Source organism: Rhodospirillum sp. A1_3_36 (assembly GCF_047263945.1).
In the GTDB taxonomy this organism is placed as follows: domain Bacteria; phylum Pseudomonadota; class Alphaproteobacteria; order Rhodospirillales; family Rhodospirillaceae; genus Rhodospirillum.
In genome coordinates this window covers 194,099-210,465 of sequence record NZ_JBLAVB010000008.1, presented here as the reverse complement: position 1 = coordinate 210,465, position 16,367 = coordinate 194,099, and the positions used below count along the sequence as shown (strand labels likewise).

The following is a 16,367-nucleotide window of genomic DNA, read 5'->3' as shown; positions in this document are numbered from 1 at the left end:
CACCGGTTCTCCCGGTCCGTGACCCACCCGAACAGGAGGCCCTCCCGATGAGCGACCTCCGTTGGCCCTTCCAGGCTTACGGTCTTTTCTTCATATGGGCTTGGTCCAGGCGCCGCGCAACGGGATTTTTAGGCCTATAGAATGAGAGAAGATCCCCCCCTCGGCCCGCTCAAGATATCCCGAAGACAGGCCAATCCCCGCCGCAAACGGCCCTCATCGGCCTCATGCCCCAGACAGATCCGGACGGCTTCCGGACAGGTCGCCGGATCTGTTGCAAAAGCCGCCCCCTCCGTAATCCAGACACCGCGCCGCGCCGCCTCGGCTCTCAGAGAATCCGCTGTCCACCCTTCCGGCGCCACCAGCCAGACATGGGGCGCATAATCGCCCACCCCGGCATCGAGGCCCCCCAGCACCTCCCGGGCGAGGGTCCGGCGGCGAGCCGTGCCGACCTGCCGTGCCTCGGCCATCCGCGTCGCGCTGCCCTCGCGGATCCAGCAGGCGGCGACCTCAGCCATCAGCGGCGGCGGCATCCAGCAGGACAGGGTCACCGACCCCCGGATGCACTCGGCCAAGGCCTTGGGAGCCTTGGCCATGCCCACCCGCAACCCCGGCCCCAGGCATTTGGACAGGCTCGTCAGATAAATCGTCCGCTCCGGAGCCAGGGTGGCCAATGCGGGCGGGCGGACCGGAGCGAGGGAACCGAAGACATCATCCTCGATCACCAACAGGTCGTGGCGTCGAGCGATGGCTACCAGCTCCGCCCGCCGATCCGCCTCCAGTGTCACCCCCGTGGGGGTTTGAAAGGTCGGCGTCAGGTAAAGGGCGCGCACCGATGCCTCCCGGCAAAGCGCATCCAGGGCCTGCGGACTCAGCCCTTTCCCATCCATCGCGACCGCCCTGGTCCGCAGCCCCAACCGCCGAGCCATCGCCCGCAGGGGGGCATAGGTCAGAGCCTCCGTCGCCAACAGGTCCCCGGGTTGGGTCACCGCCATCAGGGTTGCAAGGATCCCGTGCTGGGCGCCGATGGTGATCACCACCTCGTCCCTCAGGGATGGAACCCCCAGCCCTTCCAACCAGCGGACCAGAGCAACCACCTGCCCCGGTTGGCCCGCCTCCGTCTGGTAATCCAGAAGACCCCGCAGGTCCGCGCCCCGACTCAACTCGGCCAAGGTTTGGGCCAGATACATCGCGCCGTCCCCAGGCGCAGGCAAATTGCGGGAGAGATCAATCGGCCCCTCCGCCGGAGGGCGGCATAAATCCATGGGGCCCTCGTGGGGCGCCGGACCGGGCAGTTCCCGCACATAGGTTCCCCGGCCCACCTCCCCGCGCAGAAGCGCCCGGGCCACCCCCTCGGCATAGGCCCGACTGGTGGTATTGGCCGAAACCCCCAAAGCGTAGGCCAAATCCCGATGGGGGGGCAGGCGCATGCCCGGCACCAGGGTGCCCGCCTCGATCTCCTCGGTCAAAGCGTCCAGAATTTGCCGATACTTGGGACCGCGCCGTCCCGTCAAGCTTGGGGTCCATATTGCCATCAGTGCAATGTATCCATTGATACCGTTATTTCAGAGAGCAATCATCCTACCAATCACTGCAATTGACCACGGATTTTTGCCATGACTCACACACAGTCCGGACGAGGCATCGCCCTGGCCTTCATTTGTCTTTGCATTCTGGGGATCATGCCCATTTTGTCGAACGGGCGACCGTCGGGAATCGACGCGTTGACCTTCGCCTTTTTCCTGTCCTGCTGGCAGGTGGTCTTTGCCCTGCCCCTGTTCCTTCACGAGGCGGCTTCCGGGAGAAAAGGGATCTTCGGCGCAACCTTCCCGCCCCGGGAACGCACCCGGACCATCCTGGTGACTTTGATCACCGGCGTTCTGTTCGGATTGTCCACCTACCTTTATGTCCTGGGCGTGGAAAAGGCCGGGGCGGTCAGTGGAGCCATTGCCATTCAGGCCTATCCCCTGTTCGCTATCCTGTGGGAAAGCCTGTTCCTGAAGCGCCGCAAGACCCCTTTGGAACTGCTCTTCACGGTGGGTCTGATTGCGGCCCTGATCTTCCTGGGAACGGATGGAACCTTCCGGATTGAGGGGCTTTCCCCCTGGTTCCTGGTGGCCCTCGCGGTCCCGTTCCTTTGGAGTATCGCCCACGTTATCATCCGCGAGGAACTGGGCAACACCCCCATTACGCCGGTTCAAGTGACCTTTATCCGGGTTCTCCTCTCCACCCTATTCCTGGGAATACTGGCCGCGATCCTCGCACCGGGGAACCTTCTGCACAGCCTGGGAGACCTGTCTGGGCAAACTTTCGCTTTGGCCTTAGGGTTCGTCTATACCGTGGAACTGATTGTCTGGTTCCACGCCATGCGCTTCATTGCCGTTTCCATGGCCAGTTCCATCACCACCCCCTGGCCCGCCTTGACCATAGTGCTGTCCGCGTTCTTCCTCGACGAGTCGGTCACTCCCCAGCAAGTCGGCGCCTTCCTGGTGGTCGCGGCCTGTATTTACGGGCTGATCGCCGCCGGACGCCGTGCAAGCCTAGAGTGAAATGGGATCAGCTTGGAACAAGCTGGCCCCATTTCACTCTAAAACCGTCGCTACACTCCAAACAGACATGAAAAAAGGCCGCGCCCCAAACCGGGGCGCAGCCTTGATGTCTTTAGAGACCAACCAGAAACAACTCTCATTGTTTCAATACCGTCGTCGTCACCGTCGGACTCTTAGAGGACCTTCGAGATCAAGTTCGGCACGTCTTGGCCCAACTTGATCTCGGAACACTTTAGGCGGGAACGTTCTGGTTCTCCGCTTTTTCCTCAGACCCACTCTCTTTCTTGGCGGCTTCCTTGGCAGCCCGGGCTTCGGCCATTTCCGCAGCCGTCCGACGGCGACGGCGGGGCCGAACGGGCTTCTCTGCCGCGTCCGCGGCCCCTACCGACGACTGTTCCGTCGTATCCGAAGAAGCCGGAGCCTCCTTAGGAGCCTCCGGGGGCGCAGCAACAGGGGCTTCCGGGGGCGTCGACGCAACGGGTGTCTCCCCTTGAGCCTCCACCGGGGTTACGGGCCGCTCTTCGACATCGCTCTTGCCCTCGGCTGCGGGGGCTGCCGCTCGGTCTTCACGCTCTGTCCGTTCCGGACGGTCCTGACGCTCTGACCGCTCCGGACGATCCTGGCGCTCTGACCGTTCCGGACGATCCTGGCGCTCTGACCGTTCCGGACGATCCTGGCGCTCTGACCGTTCCGGACGGTCCTGACGTTCTGACCGTTCCGGACGGTCCTGGCGCTCTGTCCGTTCCGGGCGGTCCTGACGTTCTGTCCGTTCCGGACGGTCGGACCGATCCTGACGGCTCCGGCGGCCCCCCCGACCTCGAGGCTCGCGGGGCTCGCGCTGCTCCCGAGGTTCCCGTTGTTCACGGTACTCCCGCTGCTCGCGAGGCTGTTCGCCATTGGGATCGATGTAGGACTCGCCCCCATCCTCGTCGTCACCAAACTCATCGTCATCCATATTGGGCGAGGATTGCTGCTGATCATCAGGCTTGATATAGCGTCCGGTCAGGGCATTGAGAACACGCTGATAATGGTCTGCATGCTGGTAGCAATTCTCCGTCAGCACCCGATCCCCCTGGGAGGATGCGTCCCGGGCCATCGCCAGATATTTTTCGACCAATTGCTGGGCGTTCCCACGCACCCGAATTCCCGGACCATTGCTATCGAAAACCTGGTTCCGATTGGGCGGGCGTTTACCGTTCATATTGCTATTGCTGCGGCCGCGGGGACGACCTCTGTTGTTCGCATTTTTCATGGTGCCGTCAAATCTCTATGGTGACGATAGGATAAACAGTGGTTCGCGCCGTAATCGGAAGGGGATTTCCCCCCTTTTGTCCTAAACCGGCGATCGGACGTTTGGAACGGGGTATCCGCCAAACCAGCGGACCACCAGTCCCGACGCCATCCAGGTGGCGCGTGTCGGACCCAAATCCCGTGTTTCCACGGACATAGACCCAAAACCAAACCGGAAGACCATCCGGTTGCAGTCAAGTCGAACGAGTCCGGCAATCACTGCACGGCTCCGTTCCATTTCCCTCCGCAAGATCCGCGAAGGCGTCTCCCCCGAAAGAGGAGCGTTATTGAAATCCGCATCGTATTCCCTGTCCAAAGGTGTCCCCCTGAACAAAAGGGCAGGTCGCCGATCATGGGACCAAGCCCATCACGACAACCACTGCGATTCGGTTGCCTTCGAATCTGATCGTTCCCGTTATCTCAACCAGCGCGCCAAACGGCTTTCGGAGCCCCACCCAGGATCTCCCACCCAATTCCATCCGTCTGTCGCGAGTCCGGCGGCCCCCACCGATCCGGTATTTTTATCGGGAACCGGCCACGCCGTTCCCAATTCATGCCCGATACCCCGTTTTCCTCCGGCTCGACACTCCCCTCGGCCCAACCCGACGGGGCCTTCCCGTTGAGAGAAGGTCTGCACGGCTTTTCCTGGGGATCCCGACGAGGCCCTCTTCCCCTTGAGGAGATACGAGGATTTCCTTCGCGTTCGTTAGAACCCTATTCGTCCCTTGGTCTTTTTTCCAGACCTTTTTTCACTGAACCCCCATCCTGTCAGCGGGTTTTTCACAATCTTCCCCATCTGTACAAGGAACAGCGCTCCAAATCGGACAGATCTCGCCGTGTTTCGAGCCATTCAAAGCCCCCCCCATCGAAAATTTCCGCGACAGCTCCCCCCTGCCCCATACCAAACTCCACCGCAATGCACCCCCCCGGTCGAAGCAGCCGAGGCACCGTCCCAACCAGGATCCGATAGGGGTCGAGGCCATCGGTGCCCCCATCCAAGGCCCTGTGGGGATCAAAGGCAATCACCTCCCGCTCCAGCCCCGCCATGTCCCCATGGGGAATATAGGGCGGATTGGACACCACCAAGTCAAACACTCCCTCAAGGCCATCGGTCCAATTGCCCTCGACGAACACCGCCCGATCCTCCAGCCCAATGGACCGCGCATTGTCCCGAGCGACGGCCACGGCACCCGCAGCAATATCCACCCCAATCCCCGTCGCATTCGGTCTTTCCGTCAACAGAGCCAACAGAATGCACCCCGTTCCGGTTCCCAGGTCGAGAATTCGCCCAGGAGCTCCCCGCTCGGGCAAGGCATCCAGGGCCAGCTCCACCAGAACTTCCGTATCAGGCCGGGGGTCCAGGGTATCGGGTCCCAAAGCCAAATCCAGCGACCAGAACCCCCGGCGCCCGAGGATGCGCGAGACGGGCTCCCGCCCCGCCCGCCGGGCGATGAGCCGCTCCAGCACCGCCTGCTCGTCCACCGTCAGAATGCGATCCCCGGCGGTGAGCAAGGATCCCGCCGAGACGCCCAAAGCATGGGCGGCCAGCAGTCGGGCATCCCGCCGGGAGTCCTCCACGTCCGCAGCCAACAACCGTGCGGCCGCCTGCGTCAGCCACTCCCCGAAACGGATCGCAGCCCCCTCCCCCAGGATCTCTGTCACCTGCCGAGTTCCGCCAGACGGGCGGCCTGATCCTCCGCGATCAGCGGATCGATGACCTCGTCCAGCGCTGTCCCGGCCATGACCTCCGGCAGGCGATGCAGGGTCAAGCCGATACGGTGATCGGTCACCCGGCCTTGGGGGAAATTATAGGTGCGGATGCGCTCGGACCGGTCGCCGGACCCCACCTGACTTTTCCGCGCTGCGGCCCGCTCGTCGTCGGCATTTTGCCGTGCGGTGTCGTACAACTTGGCCATCAGCATCTTCATGGCCTTGGCCTTGTTCTTATGCTGGGACTTTTCTTCCTGACATTGGGTCACGACCCCGGTCGGCACGTGGGTAATGCGCACGGCGCTGTCGGTGGTGTTCACATGCTGCCCGCCCGCGCCTTGGGAGCGATAGGTATCGATACGCAGATCCTTTTCGTCGATGGTCACGTCGACCTCCTCCGCCTCGGGCAGGACGGCCACGGTGGCCGCCGAGGTGTGGATGCGTCCTCCCCCCTCCGTCACCGGCACCCGCTGGACCCGGTGGACGCCGGATTCGAACTTGAGCTTGGCAAAGACTCCCTTGCCGGAAATGCTGGCACTGGCTTCCTTCAAACCGCCGATGTCGGTTTCGTTGACATCCATAACCTCGAACCGCCAGCCATGGTCCTGGGCATGGCGTTCATACATGCGCAACAGCTCCGCAGCGAACAGGGCCGCTTCGTCGCCGCCGGTCCCGGCCCGGACTTCCAGGATCACACCCCGGTCATCGGCCTCGTCCTTGGGCAATAAAAGGACTTTCACCTGGTGTTCCAATGTGGGGACCAGGTCTTCCAGACGATCGATTTCTTCGCGCGCCAAGTCCTTCATGTCCGGATCACTGAGCAGGGCTTTGCTGTCTTCCAACTCGGCCTTCGCATCGTTGAGCGCATCAATGGCCTCGACAATGGGAGTCAGATCCGACAATTCCTTGGACATGCGCACGAAATCCTCGCCGCCTCCAGTGCTGGAGGACAACAACGACCGCAATTCGTCGTACCGGGCCACCACCCGGGAGAGATTTTCTTCTAAACTCATGGTCTGTCTTCTTCCTTATCCTCTCCCACCCCTGGCGATCCGTCGTCAGGGGGCAGTGTAAACAGTCGTCTGATCAAGGCCTCCGCCCCCGTCGGGTCGCCGCCTTCCGCAGCGATGGCCCGCAGGGCCTTGGAGGGACCATGCAACAGCCGCCCCACCAGCAAACGGGTGGCCTTCTCCGCATCATTTGGCGCCTCGGCCAAGGCTCGAGCCCGATTGGCCTCGAACAGGGCATGCAAGGCGGCGATCGCTGGCCCCGCCACCCGCCCCCCCCGGTCCTTGACGAAGGCCTCCACGGCCCGGGCCACCAGAGCTTCCGCCGCATGGGCTGCGGTGTCCCGGCTCGCCCGCCCCTTCTCGGCCACAGCCTCCAGATCGGTCAGGTCGTAGAGAAAGGCTGCGTCCAGCCGCTGCACGCCGGGGTCGACATTGGACGGGATGCCCGTATCGACCACCAACACCGGCGCGTTTCGACGGCGCTTCAGGGCGGCACGCATGGCCTCCTCTCCCAAGGCCACGGCCCCTCCGCCCAGCCCGACAACCACGATATCCGCGCTCACCAATAAATTCATCAAATCCCCGTGGTCGGCCACGGAAACCCCCATCCGCGCGGCAACGGCCTCGGCCCGGGGACGACGGGGGGCGCAGACGATCACATGCCCCACCCCAGCGGCACGCAATTGCTCGACCACCAACTCCCCCATGTCCTGGGTTCCCAGGAACAGGAGGGTCACGCCGGACAGGTCGCCATGCAGGTCCCGGGCAACCCGCGTCGCCGCCGAGGCAATACTGACCGCCCCCTCTGCGATCGCCGTTTCCGCCCGGGCGGTCTTGGCCGCGCCATAGGCCGCCGCCAGCAGGGCTTCGAGGTCGTCTTTGACCATGCCTGCATCCCGGGCCAGACGGTGGGCGGCCTTCACTTGCCCCAAAACATGGGGTTCGCCGATCACCTGACTGTCCAGGGAGGCCGCAACCCGAAAGACATGGGCGGGGACCGCTGCCCCCAGAAGCGTCAGATGGACTCCTTCCAGAGATCCGGGAGCCAGCCCCCCCCAATCCAGGAGCGTATCCAGCAGGATCCGGGCAAGGGGGGCGGCGACAGCGCCATGGGCGCAGATCTGCACCCGATCACAGGTGGCCAGAACCACAGCCTCGGGCACTCCCCGCTCCTTCAGCAGGGCGAGCAGGGCAGCCGTACCGGGATCGTCGAGGGCGAGACGGTCGCGCAGACCCATGGGGGTGCACCGGTGGTTGACCTCCACCAAGGCGTATCCCTCCAGGCCTGCGCGATCCGTTTCCATTGATCCCTCGTCCATGGGGAGGGACCCCTAACGGAAGCGAACCAGGACCGCCTCCAGCGCCGACAGGGCGACGGTTTCCTGATCCCCGCTATCCAGGTCACGGACGGCCACGGTGCCTTGGGCCAGTTCGTCACTTCCGACGATGATGGCCGCCCGGGCATTGATCTTGTTGGCCCGCTTCATGCGCTTGCCCATGTTCCCGGAATAGCCCAGGTCCAGGGTGAACCCGGCCCGGCGCAGACGGTCAGCAAGCTTGAGGGCCTCGCTTTCCACATCGGCCCCGGTGGGGATCATGGCAATGGCACGCGGCGCGGTCACGGCGTCCTCACCCCGCAGCATGGCCAGACGTTCCACGCCTGCGGCCCACCCGATACCCGGCGTGGGTGGCCCCCCCATCTGCTTGACCAGCCCATCATAGCGGCCACCGGCCAGGATTGTTCCCTGGCTGCCCAGATCGGTGGTCACGAACTCAAAGGCGGTATGGCAATAGTAGTCCAGCCCGCGCACGAGCTTGGGATCGTATTCGAAGGCGATACCCAGATCCGTCAAGCCGCCGGTTACCCGCTCCATGAAATCCCGACTGGTGGCATTCAGGTGATCGGAGAGCAGGGGAGCGCCCGCAACCACCTCCCGGTCGCCCTCATCCTTGGAATCGAGGATACGCAAGGGGTTGCGGTCCATGCGGGTCAGGCTGTCTTCGGAGAGCTTGTCCTTATGGCCGGACAGATAGGCGACCAGGGCCTCCCGGTAGACCTGACGGCTTTCCGGGTCCCCCAAACTGTTCAGATGCAGGATGGAGCGCCCGGTCAACCCCAAAGCGTCCAAAAGCTGATAGCCCAGGGAGATCACATCGACATCCCCCAGGGGCCCTTCCACACCGAGCAGTTCGACGCCAACCTGATGGAACTGGCGCAGGCGTCCCTTCTGGGGGCGTTCGTGGCGGAACATGGGGCCGCGGTAGAACAGCTTGACGGGGACACTCTGGGCCAAACCGCCGGAGATAAAGGCCCGGGCTACGCCTGCGGTATTCTCCGGACGCAGGGTCAGGCGATCACCGGAGCGGTCCTCGAAGGTGTACATCTCCTTGGTCACGATATCGGAGGTATCGCCCAGGGTGCGGGCGAACACATCGGTGAACTCGAAGATGGGGGTGATGATCTCGCCAAAGCCGAAGCGTTCGGCGACCTCCCGTGCGGTGTCCTCCACCGCCCGGTGGGCGCGGGAGTCATCGGGCAGATAGTCGTGGGTTCCTCGAACCGGCTGCAGGGCGGCCACTGTCTTTATCCTTGGATCGAAAGGGTCCATGACGACGGGGAGAATCCGCTCTCCACCCGTCCATTCCCCCATGGGGGCTCCCGCGATACCATCTGGCGTCGGTCCTGTCCAGAATGGGCGGAGGCATGGGTTGAAGAAAGCATCACATCGACCGCTTGCCAAACGCCCGAGGCTCGACTATATGGATGGACCGGACGCGCTCTGACGCGCCTAGGCGGGTGTAGTTCAATGGTAGAACATCAGCTTCCCAAGCTGAATACGGGGGTTCGATTCCCCTCACCCGCTCCAATTTTCCAGCTTTAGAAACATAGCTTTGAGACAACGCCCCCCTTTTCTAGGTGGAAGGGCTTTGGCGTCTCCAGCTCAGCCCTGTTCGTCCCCAGCGCAAACCGCTGACCGCAACATAGACCGACAAAATGCATGGGGCTTCCCCCATGCATTTCGGTCGCCATCAGCACCGTGCACGACAGTGTCCTATATTTTTTGGGCGCTTGCCCAAGCCCATTTGGGGGCAAATGCCCCCAAACCCCCATTTTTCTTAGCCCGGAGTCTGGGGCCTTTCGGCCCCAGACTCGCCAAAGAGGGGGGGGGAACGGGGCAAAGCCCCGTGACGGGAAATCATCCCCTGTCGTGTACCGTGCTCCATCGGGCGTCAGACAACACTCCGCCCTACGCGTGATTAATCATGACGTGCCGCACGACCGTATAGTCCTCCAGGGCGTATTGCGACATATCCTTGCCGTAGCCGGACTGCTTCAAGCCGCCGTGCGGCATTTCGTTGCACAGCATAAAATGCGTATTGATCCAGGTGCAGCCGTAACGCAGCCGCGCCGAGGCGGCCATCGCCTTGGAAATGTCCTTCGTCCACACCGAAGACGCGAGGCCGTAATCCGAATCGTTCGCCCAATCGATCACATCGTCGTCGTCGCCAAAGGCCGTGACCGAGACGACCGGGCCAAAGATTTCGCGCCGCACAACTTCGTCCGTCTGCAAGGCTCCGGCAATCACCGTTGGCTTGTAATAGAAGCCCGGGCCGTCCGGCAGAGCACCTCCGGTCGTCACTTCCATATGCGAGACCTCGGCGGCCCGTTGCACAAAGCTGGCGACCCGGTCGCGCTGGCGTGCGGAAATCAGGGGACCGATCTCATTTTTGCTGTCGTCGGCGTCATCGTAGTGGATGGTGGACACCGCCGACGACAGGTCCGCGACGAACTTGTCGTACACGGACTTATGGGCGTAAATCCGGCAAGCCGCCGTGCAATCCTGCCCCGCGTTGTAGTACCCGAAGGCTCGGATCCCGGCGACCGCCGCCTCCAGATCCGCATCCCCATAAATGACCACCGGAGCCTTGCCGCCCAGTTCCAGATGGGTGCGCTTGACCGATTTGGCGGCAGCCTGGAGCACCTTCTTACCGGTGGCGATATCTCCAGTGATGGACACCATATTGATGGACGGATGGTTGATCAGGGCATTGCCCACGCTTTCACCCCGACCGAGAATGATATTGACCACGCCTTCCGGGAGGATGGCGGCCAGCAGCTTGGCCATTTTCAGCGCGGTCAGCGGCGTCTGTTCCGATGGCTTGAACACCACTGTATTTCCACCTGCAAGGGCGGGCGCAAGTTTCCAGGCCATCATCATCAGCGGATAGTTCCACGGCGCGATGGACCCGATCACCCCCACCGGATCCCGGCGGATCATCGAGGTCAAGCCAGGGAGGTACTCCCCAGCCAGCGCCCCTGGCATGGTGCGCACCGCGCCCGCGAAAAAGCGGTAGCAATCGACAATTGCGGGGATTTCGTCGTTCAGAACGGCGGTATAGGGCTTTCCGCAATTCAAGGCCTCCAGCGCCGCAAAGCCCTCTGCCTCGGCTTCGATGGCGTCGGCGATCTTCAGGAGATAGCCGGACCGGTCCGCCGGGGTCGTCCTCGACCAGCCCGAGAAGGCGGCCTTGGCCGAGCCAATCGCCGCGTCGATCTGGGCGGGTGACGCCTCCGGCAGATCAAGAATGGTTTCAGCGGTTCTCGGGTTCAGGATCGTTTCCTCCTGCTCCTCTCCCTTGACGAAGGCCGAGCCGATGAGCATTTCGGTATCCATGCATAAAGTCCTTTCTGTCCGTTTACTTCCCGGCTCCGGCGGTTTCTTCGCCGTCACGCGTCATATAGTAGGCCAACAGGATGGGCAGGAAGGTCACGAGCACCACCGCCATGGCCACCACATTGGTCACCGGGCGTTCATGGGGGCGGATGAGCTCCTCCAGCATCCAAATCGGCAATGTCTGTTGCTGACCTGCGGTGAAGGTCGTGACGATCACCTCGTCAAAGGACAGCGCAAAGGCGAGCATTCCCCCCGCAAGCAGCGCGGTCCCAATATTTGGCAAAATGATGTAGCGAAATGTCTGGAAGCCATTGGCGCCAAGGTCATAGGAGGCCTCCACCAGGGAGGTGGACAGCCGCCGGAAGCGCGCCACCGCGTTGTTGTAAACCACCACAATGCAAAACGTGGCGTGGCCAAGCACGATCGTCCAGAACGAAAAGGACATATCCGCAAGACCAAAGGCCGACCGCAAGGCGATGCCGGTAACGATCCCCGGCAGGGCAATCGGCAGGATCACCAGAAGGGTGATGCCTTCCTTGCCAAAGAAGCGGGCCCGGGACAGGGCCGCCGCGCAGAGTGTCCCCAGGGTCATCGCCAACAGCGTCGCGACCGAAGCGACCTTGACCGACAGCGCCAGCGCCCGCCAGACGTCGGGTCGCTCCCAGGTGGCCGAGATCCAGCGCAGGGTCAGACCCGGGGGCGGCCATTGGAAACTCTTGTCCTCCGTCGTGAAGGCGTAGACGAAGATCAAAAGGATCGGCAGATGCAGGAACAGAAGCCCCCCGCCCGCCGCCAGCTTCAGCGCCAGCGGTGCTTTCCCGTGATTAGAGCGCATCGAAAGCCCCCTGTTTCTTGGCGAGCCACAGATAGAAGGCCATGATGACAACCGGCACGACCGAGAAGGCCGCAGCGAGCGGAATGTTTCCGGCCGTGCCCTGTTGGACATAGACCACTTGGCCGATGAACAAGCGGGACGTCCCGATAATGCCCGGCACGATGTAATCGCCAAGGGTCAGCGAGAAGGTGAAGATCGAGCCCGCAGCGACGCCCGGCAGAGCCATCGGCAGCAGCACATGGCGGAAGGTCTTCCCGGGCGCCGCGCCCAAATCATAGGACGCCTCGACAAGATTGGACGGAACCCGCTCCAAGGCGGCCTGAACCGGCAGGATCATGTAGGGCAACCAGATATAGACGAAGACCAGGAAGGTGCCTGTCGAACTGACCGAAAGGGAATTGCCCCCCACCTCCGGCAGGGACAGCCAACCCTCCAGCAGAAAGGTCAGGTGCAGCTTGGCGGCAACCCAGCTGATGATGCCCTCCTTGGAGAGAATCATCTTCCAGGCATAGATCTTGACGAGATAGCTCGACCACAGCGGCAACATGACGCCGAGATAGAAGACCGCCTTCCAACGCCCCTTGGCGTAGCGGGCGGCGTAATAGGCGATGGGAAAGGCGAGGATCGCCGAGGCGATGGTTACCAGTGCCGCCATGACAACTGTGCGCCGGAGAATATCGAAATTCGATGGCCGAAACAGCTCGGCATAGGTGGACAGGGTCAGGTCGTATTTGACCTGACCGGTGAAGTCATCGACGGAAAAGAAGCTTTGCAGCAACAGCGAGACCAGCGATCCCACGTACACAATGCCCAACCACAGGAGCGGCGGCGTCAAGAGTAGCAGGATGAGCAGGGCAGGCCGCCGCCACAACACGCCGGATATCCGTGACGGAAGGCTGTCAGCCGTCGGTGGCGCGATCATGAGGCATCGTCCAGGAGTGTCAGGGCGGACCGCTCGAAATGGAGCGTCAGAGGGGCACCGGCCTCGGGCACCACCACATTGGCGGGGAGATTGGCGTGGATGATTTGGCCGTCGGCGTTGACCGCGACACGGCGCACGGCGCCGAGGAAACTCGAGTCCGTCACCGTGCCGTCGATCGCCAACCGGCCCTCGCCACCGGACAAGCCGATCTGTTCCGGCCTCAATCCCGCCCAGGCGGATGTTCCGGTCAGTTTTTCCATGAGCGACGGCGGCAGAACATTGGCCGAGCCGACGAAATCGGCGACGAAGCGGGTCTTCGGATTGTGGTAGATATCCTCCGGCGTGCCCGCCTGGACGATCTTGCCCTGGTTAAACACCGCCACCCGATCGGCCATGGACAGGGCCTCGCCCTGATCATGGGTGACCAGAACAAAGGTGATCCCCAGCTTTCTTTGCAGGCTCTTCAATTCCTCCTGCATCGCTTCGCGCAATTTCAGATCCAGCGCACCCAGGGGTTCATCGAGCAACAGGACACTTGGCTTGTTGACCAGCGCGCGGGCCAAGGCCACACGCTGGCGCTGGCCACCGGACATCTGGCCGGTCTTGCGGTCGCCATAGCCGCCAAGCTTGACCAGCTCCAGGGCCTCCTCGGCGGCCTTGTGCCGGGTCTTGGCGTCAACGCCTTTGACCATCAATCCGTAGGCGACATTGTCGCGAATGCTCATATGGGGAAAGAGCGCATAATCCTGAAAGACCGTGTTCACATGGCGGCGCCAGGGCGGCACCCCGGTCGTGTCTTCCTTGAAAATGGTGATTGTACCACTGGTCGGCTGTTCGAAACCGGCGATCAGACGCAGGCAGGTCGTCTTCCCCGAACCGGACGGCCCGAGCATCGCGAAGAACTCCCCTGCGGCAATGTCCAGATCGACGGCGTCGACGGCGCGAACGGGGCCAAAGTGACGGGATACGGCACGGAACGTGACGGCAGTCGTCATTCGACGTCTCCTGAGAGGACGGCACGAGGCAGGATCTGAAGCAAAGCTCTGCCCCGGCCTCCCAGTCATAGAAAAATAGGGGGCTTGGGGGCATATGCCCCCAAGCGGGTCTGGGCGGCAGCCCAGCGTCGTCCGGTACGGTCTGGCTTATCCGCCCATGACCGCGATGTAGTCGTTCACCCAACGGCGATAGGGCACACAGGTACCGGCCTCGCATGTGGAAACGGGCGTCTTCCAAAAGGAAATCTTGTCAAAATTATCGAAGCCATTGGTGGCACATCCGCCGTCACCAAGAAGCGCATTGCCCTCACAAGCCGCAGGAACCGTGGGAACCGACCCGAACCAGGCGGCCACATCCCCCTGCACCTTCGGGTCCAGGGAATGTTCCATCCACAGATAGGCACAATTGGGGTGGGCAGCCTCGGCATGCATCATGGTCGTATCGGCCCAACCGGTTGCCCCTTCCTTGGGAATGGTCGAGGCGATCGGTTGTCCATCGGCCACCAGCAGATTGACTTGATAAGGCCAGGAGCCGGAGGCCACCATTCCCTCGTTCTTGAAGTCGTCGGTCTGAACGGTCGCATCGTGCCAATAGCGGCTGACCAACGCACGCTGGCCCTTTAGCAGCTCAAGCGCCGCCGCGTATTGGTCCTCGGTCAGTTCATAGGGGTCCGTGATCCCCAGCGAGGGATTCGCCGTTTTCAGGTAGAGCGCCGCATCGGCGATGTAGATCGGACCATCATAGGCCTGGACACGCCCCTTGTTGGACTTGCCGTCTGGCAGGGTCATTTCCTTGAAGACGACATCCCAACTGTCCGGCGCCTTTCCGCCGAAAGCCTTGGTATTGTACATCAGCACATTCGGCCCCCACTGATAGGGGGTCCCGTAATGGACGCCCTCTACGGTATGCCAAGGCGCATTCTGCAGGCGCTCATCGACGGCCTTCCAGCTCGGGATCAGATCGACATTGATGGGCTGCACCTTGCCACCAGCAATCAACCGAAGCGACGCATCTCCCGATGCTGTCACCAGATCGAAGCCCCCCTGATTCATCAAGGTAACCATTTCGTCGGATGTGGCGGCGGTCTTGACGTTGACCTTGCAGCCGGTTTGTTTTTCGAAATCGGTCACCCAGTCATAGGCTGGGTCGCTTTCCCCGTTCTCGATATAACCGGCCCAAGCGACGATATCGACTTCTCCTTCCCCCGGACCAATGGAGGTCTGCATATCCGCAGCATAGGCGGGCGCCACCATGCCGATGGTCAGGGCCGAGGCGGATAGGAAATTCAACAAATGCGTGGATTTCATATGCATAGTCTCCCTTTTATGGTCCCGGCGCGGATGGAATCTCCCGCCGATCAATGACACTCCAAACCGCTTTTCTGGATAGGGAAGAGGATACGAGGCAAGGGAGATTTCGCAATTTCATTAAACAGAAAGATCCTATCGGAATTTCCGAATTCACTCCCAGATCACCGCAATCTCGGGCTTCTTTGTGTCTGGGCAAGCACGATGAAATCCTTCACGGGCGAGGACAGGCTCAAGCCCCTGCGCCAGACCAGCCCCACATTGACCGCAGGAAGGGAGGCCGACACGTCGCGTGTCTCAATCCGGTCGCCTTCCAGCGACCAGGGGCGATAGATCATGTCGGGCAGCAGCGCGAGCCCAGCCCCGGTCGCCACCAAACTCCGGACGGCCTCCACCGAGCGCGTCCGGAAGGCGACCTTTGGGCGGGCATCGAAGACGGCGAGCAGCTTGCGGGTCGCCTCCTCCATTTCATCGGTCGTCAACATGATCAACTGTTGATCGGCGATATCGGCCATCTCGATGGAGTCCTTGGCCGTCAAGGCATGGCCGGAGGGAAGCCACAGGCTGAAAGGCGAGGTTTCCAGCGTTTCAAATTGCAGGGCCTGCCGGTCACGGAGATTGTTGAGCAACATGACGGCGACATCGAGTTCGCCCCCCACAAGAAGATGCTCCAGGTAATTGCCGTCATCTTCCAAGGTCTTTACTTCCACGCCGGGAAAGGCGCGGCGATATCGGGCCAGAATATCGGACAACACATAGCCGGCAACCAGCGAGGTCACACCCAATTGCAAGGACCCGAATTTCTGATCGGGTGCATCGGTGAAGACCTGCTTGGCCTCGGCGACATTCGAGAGGATCTTCGTGGCATGGCGGAGGAACTGATGTCCTTGCTGGGTGATGTTCAATCCCCGCGAATGCCGCTCGAACAACGACACCCCCAAATCACTCTCCAACTCCTTCACCGCTTCCGTAATGGCCGATTGCGAGATGGACAAGACACGAGACGCCCCCGACACCGTCCCCTGTTCGGCAACGGCCACGAAATACTGCAGTTGCCTGAGTGTAAAAGACAATT

Annotated in this window: 13 protein-coding genes and 1 tRNA gene; 2 read left to right on the top strand and 12 right to left on the bottom strand. The window is 62.1% G+C overall.

All coding sequences use genetic code 11. From position 1 onward, the window contains the following. Positions 1-134 precede the first annotated feature (134 nt). Positions 135-1,532, bottom strand: a complete 1,398-nt coding sequence (locus tag ACLIRY_RS17440) for a PLP-dependent aminotransferase family protein (protein ID WP_413206689.1) — start codon at positions 1,530-1,532, stop codon at positions 135-137. A gap of 81 nt (positions 1,533-1,613) precedes the next feature. On the opposite strand from ACLIRY_RS17440, the gene ACLIRY_RS17435 reads away from it, so the two are divergent. Continuing rightward, a complete protein-coding gene (locus ACLIRY_RS17435) occupies positions 1,614-2,546 on the top strand; it encodes a DMT family transporter (RefSeq protein ID WP_413206688.1) in 933 nt (310 codons plus the stop codon). A gap of 232 nt (positions 2,547-2,778) precedes the next feature. Here the strand turns inward: ACLIRY_RS17435 and ACLIRY_RS17430 are convergent, their stop codons facing one another. From ACLIRY_RS17430 to hisS, 5 genes are all read right to left on the bottom strand, one after another. Next, positions 2,779-3,747 carry a DUF4167 domain-containing protein gene (locus ACLIRY_RS17430; RefSeq protein WP_413206687.1) on the bottom strand — a complete coding sequence of 323 codons (969 nt, stop codon included), beginning with the start codon at positions 3,745-3,747 and terminating at the stop codon, positions 2,779-2,781. 869 nt (positions 3,748-4,616) lie between these two features. Then, positions 4,617-5,498: a peptide chain release factor N(5)-glutamine methyltransferase gene (prmC, locus tag ACLIRY_RS17425; RefSeq protein ID WP_413206686.1), complete on the bottom strand. Its 882-nt coding sequence runs from the start codon at positions 5,496-5,498 to the stop codon at positions 4,617-4,619. Further along, complete coding sequence (gene prfA, locus ACLIRY_RS17420; RefSeq protein WP_413206685.1) at positions 5,495-6,559, bottom strand: peptide chain release factor 1; 1,065 nt, start codon at positions 6,557-6,559, stop codon at positions 5,495-5,497. The genes prmC and prfA overlap by 4 nt, the downstream gene beginning before the upstream one ends. Then, complete coding sequence (hemA, locus tag ACLIRY_RS17415) at positions 6,556-7,860, bottom strand: glutamyl-tRNA reductase (RefSeq protein WP_413206684.1); 1,305 nt, start codon at positions 7,858-7,860, stop codon at positions 6,556-6,558. The genes prfA and hemA overlap by 4 nt, the downstream gene beginning before the upstream one ends. A 27-nt stretch (positions 7,861-7,887) precedes the next feature. Beyond that, positions 7,888-9,135: a histidine--tRNA ligase gene (gene hisS / locus ACLIRY_RS17410; protein ID WP_413206708.1), complete on the bottom strand. Its 1,248-nt coding sequence runs from the start codon at positions 9,133-9,135 to the stop codon at positions 7,888-7,890. A gap of 214 nt (positions 9,136-9,349) precedes the next feature. Between hisS and ACLIRY_RS17405 the strand changes: the two genes are divergently transcribed. Next, a tRNA-Gly gene (locus tag ACLIRY_RS17405) sits at positions 9,350-9,423 on the top strand. A gap of 381 nt (positions 9,424-9,804) precedes the next feature. Here the strand turns inward: ACLIRY_RS17405 and ACLIRY_RS17400 are convergent. The 6 genes from ACLIRY_RS17400 to ACLIRY_RS17375 form a co-directional block, all read right to left on the bottom strand. Further along, a complete protein-coding gene (locus ACLIRY_RS17400; RefSeq protein ID WP_413206683.1) occupies positions 9,805-11,232 on the bottom strand; it encodes a gamma-aminobutyraldehyde dehydrogenase in 1,428 nt (475 codons plus the stop codon). Between the two features lie 22 nt (positions 11,233-11,254). Continuing rightward, on the bottom strand, positions 11,255-12,067 hold the full coding sequence (locus tag ACLIRY_RS17395) for an ABC transporter permease (protein ID WP_413206682.1): 813 nt from the start codon (positions 12,065-12,067) through the stop codon (positions 11,255-11,257). Further along, positions 12,057-12,989 (bottom strand): ABC transporter permease, encoded by a 933-nt coding sequence (locus ACLIRY_RS17390; RefSeq protein ID WP_413206681.1) that lies wholly within the window; start codon positions 12,987-12,989, stop codon positions 12,057-12,059. Before ACLIRY_RS17390 ends, ACLIRY_RS17395 begins: the two co-directional genes overlap by 11 nt. After that, positions 12,986-13,984, bottom strand: coding sequence for an ABC transporter ATP-binding protein (locus ACLIRY_RS17385; protein ID WP_413206680.1), 999 nt, complete (start codon positions 13,982-13,984; stop codon positions 12,986-12,988). The genes ACLIRY_RS17390 and ACLIRY_RS17385 overlap by 4 nt, the downstream gene beginning before the upstream one ends. A gap of 147 nt (positions 13,985-14,131) precedes the next feature. After that, complete coding sequence (locus ACLIRY_RS17380) at positions 14,132-15,292, bottom strand: ABC transporter substrate-binding protein (RefSeq protein WP_413206679.1); 1,161 nt, start codon at positions 15,290-15,292, stop codon at positions 14,132-14,134. Positions 15,293-15,456: 164 nt separating this feature from the next. Next, positions 15,457-16,365: a LysR substrate-binding domain-containing protein gene (locus tag ACLIRY_RS17375; protein ID WP_413206678.1), complete on the bottom strand. Its 909-nt coding sequence runs from the start codon at positions 16,363-16,365 to the stop codon at positions 15,457-15,459. Positions 16,366-16,367 lie beyond the last annotated feature (2 nt).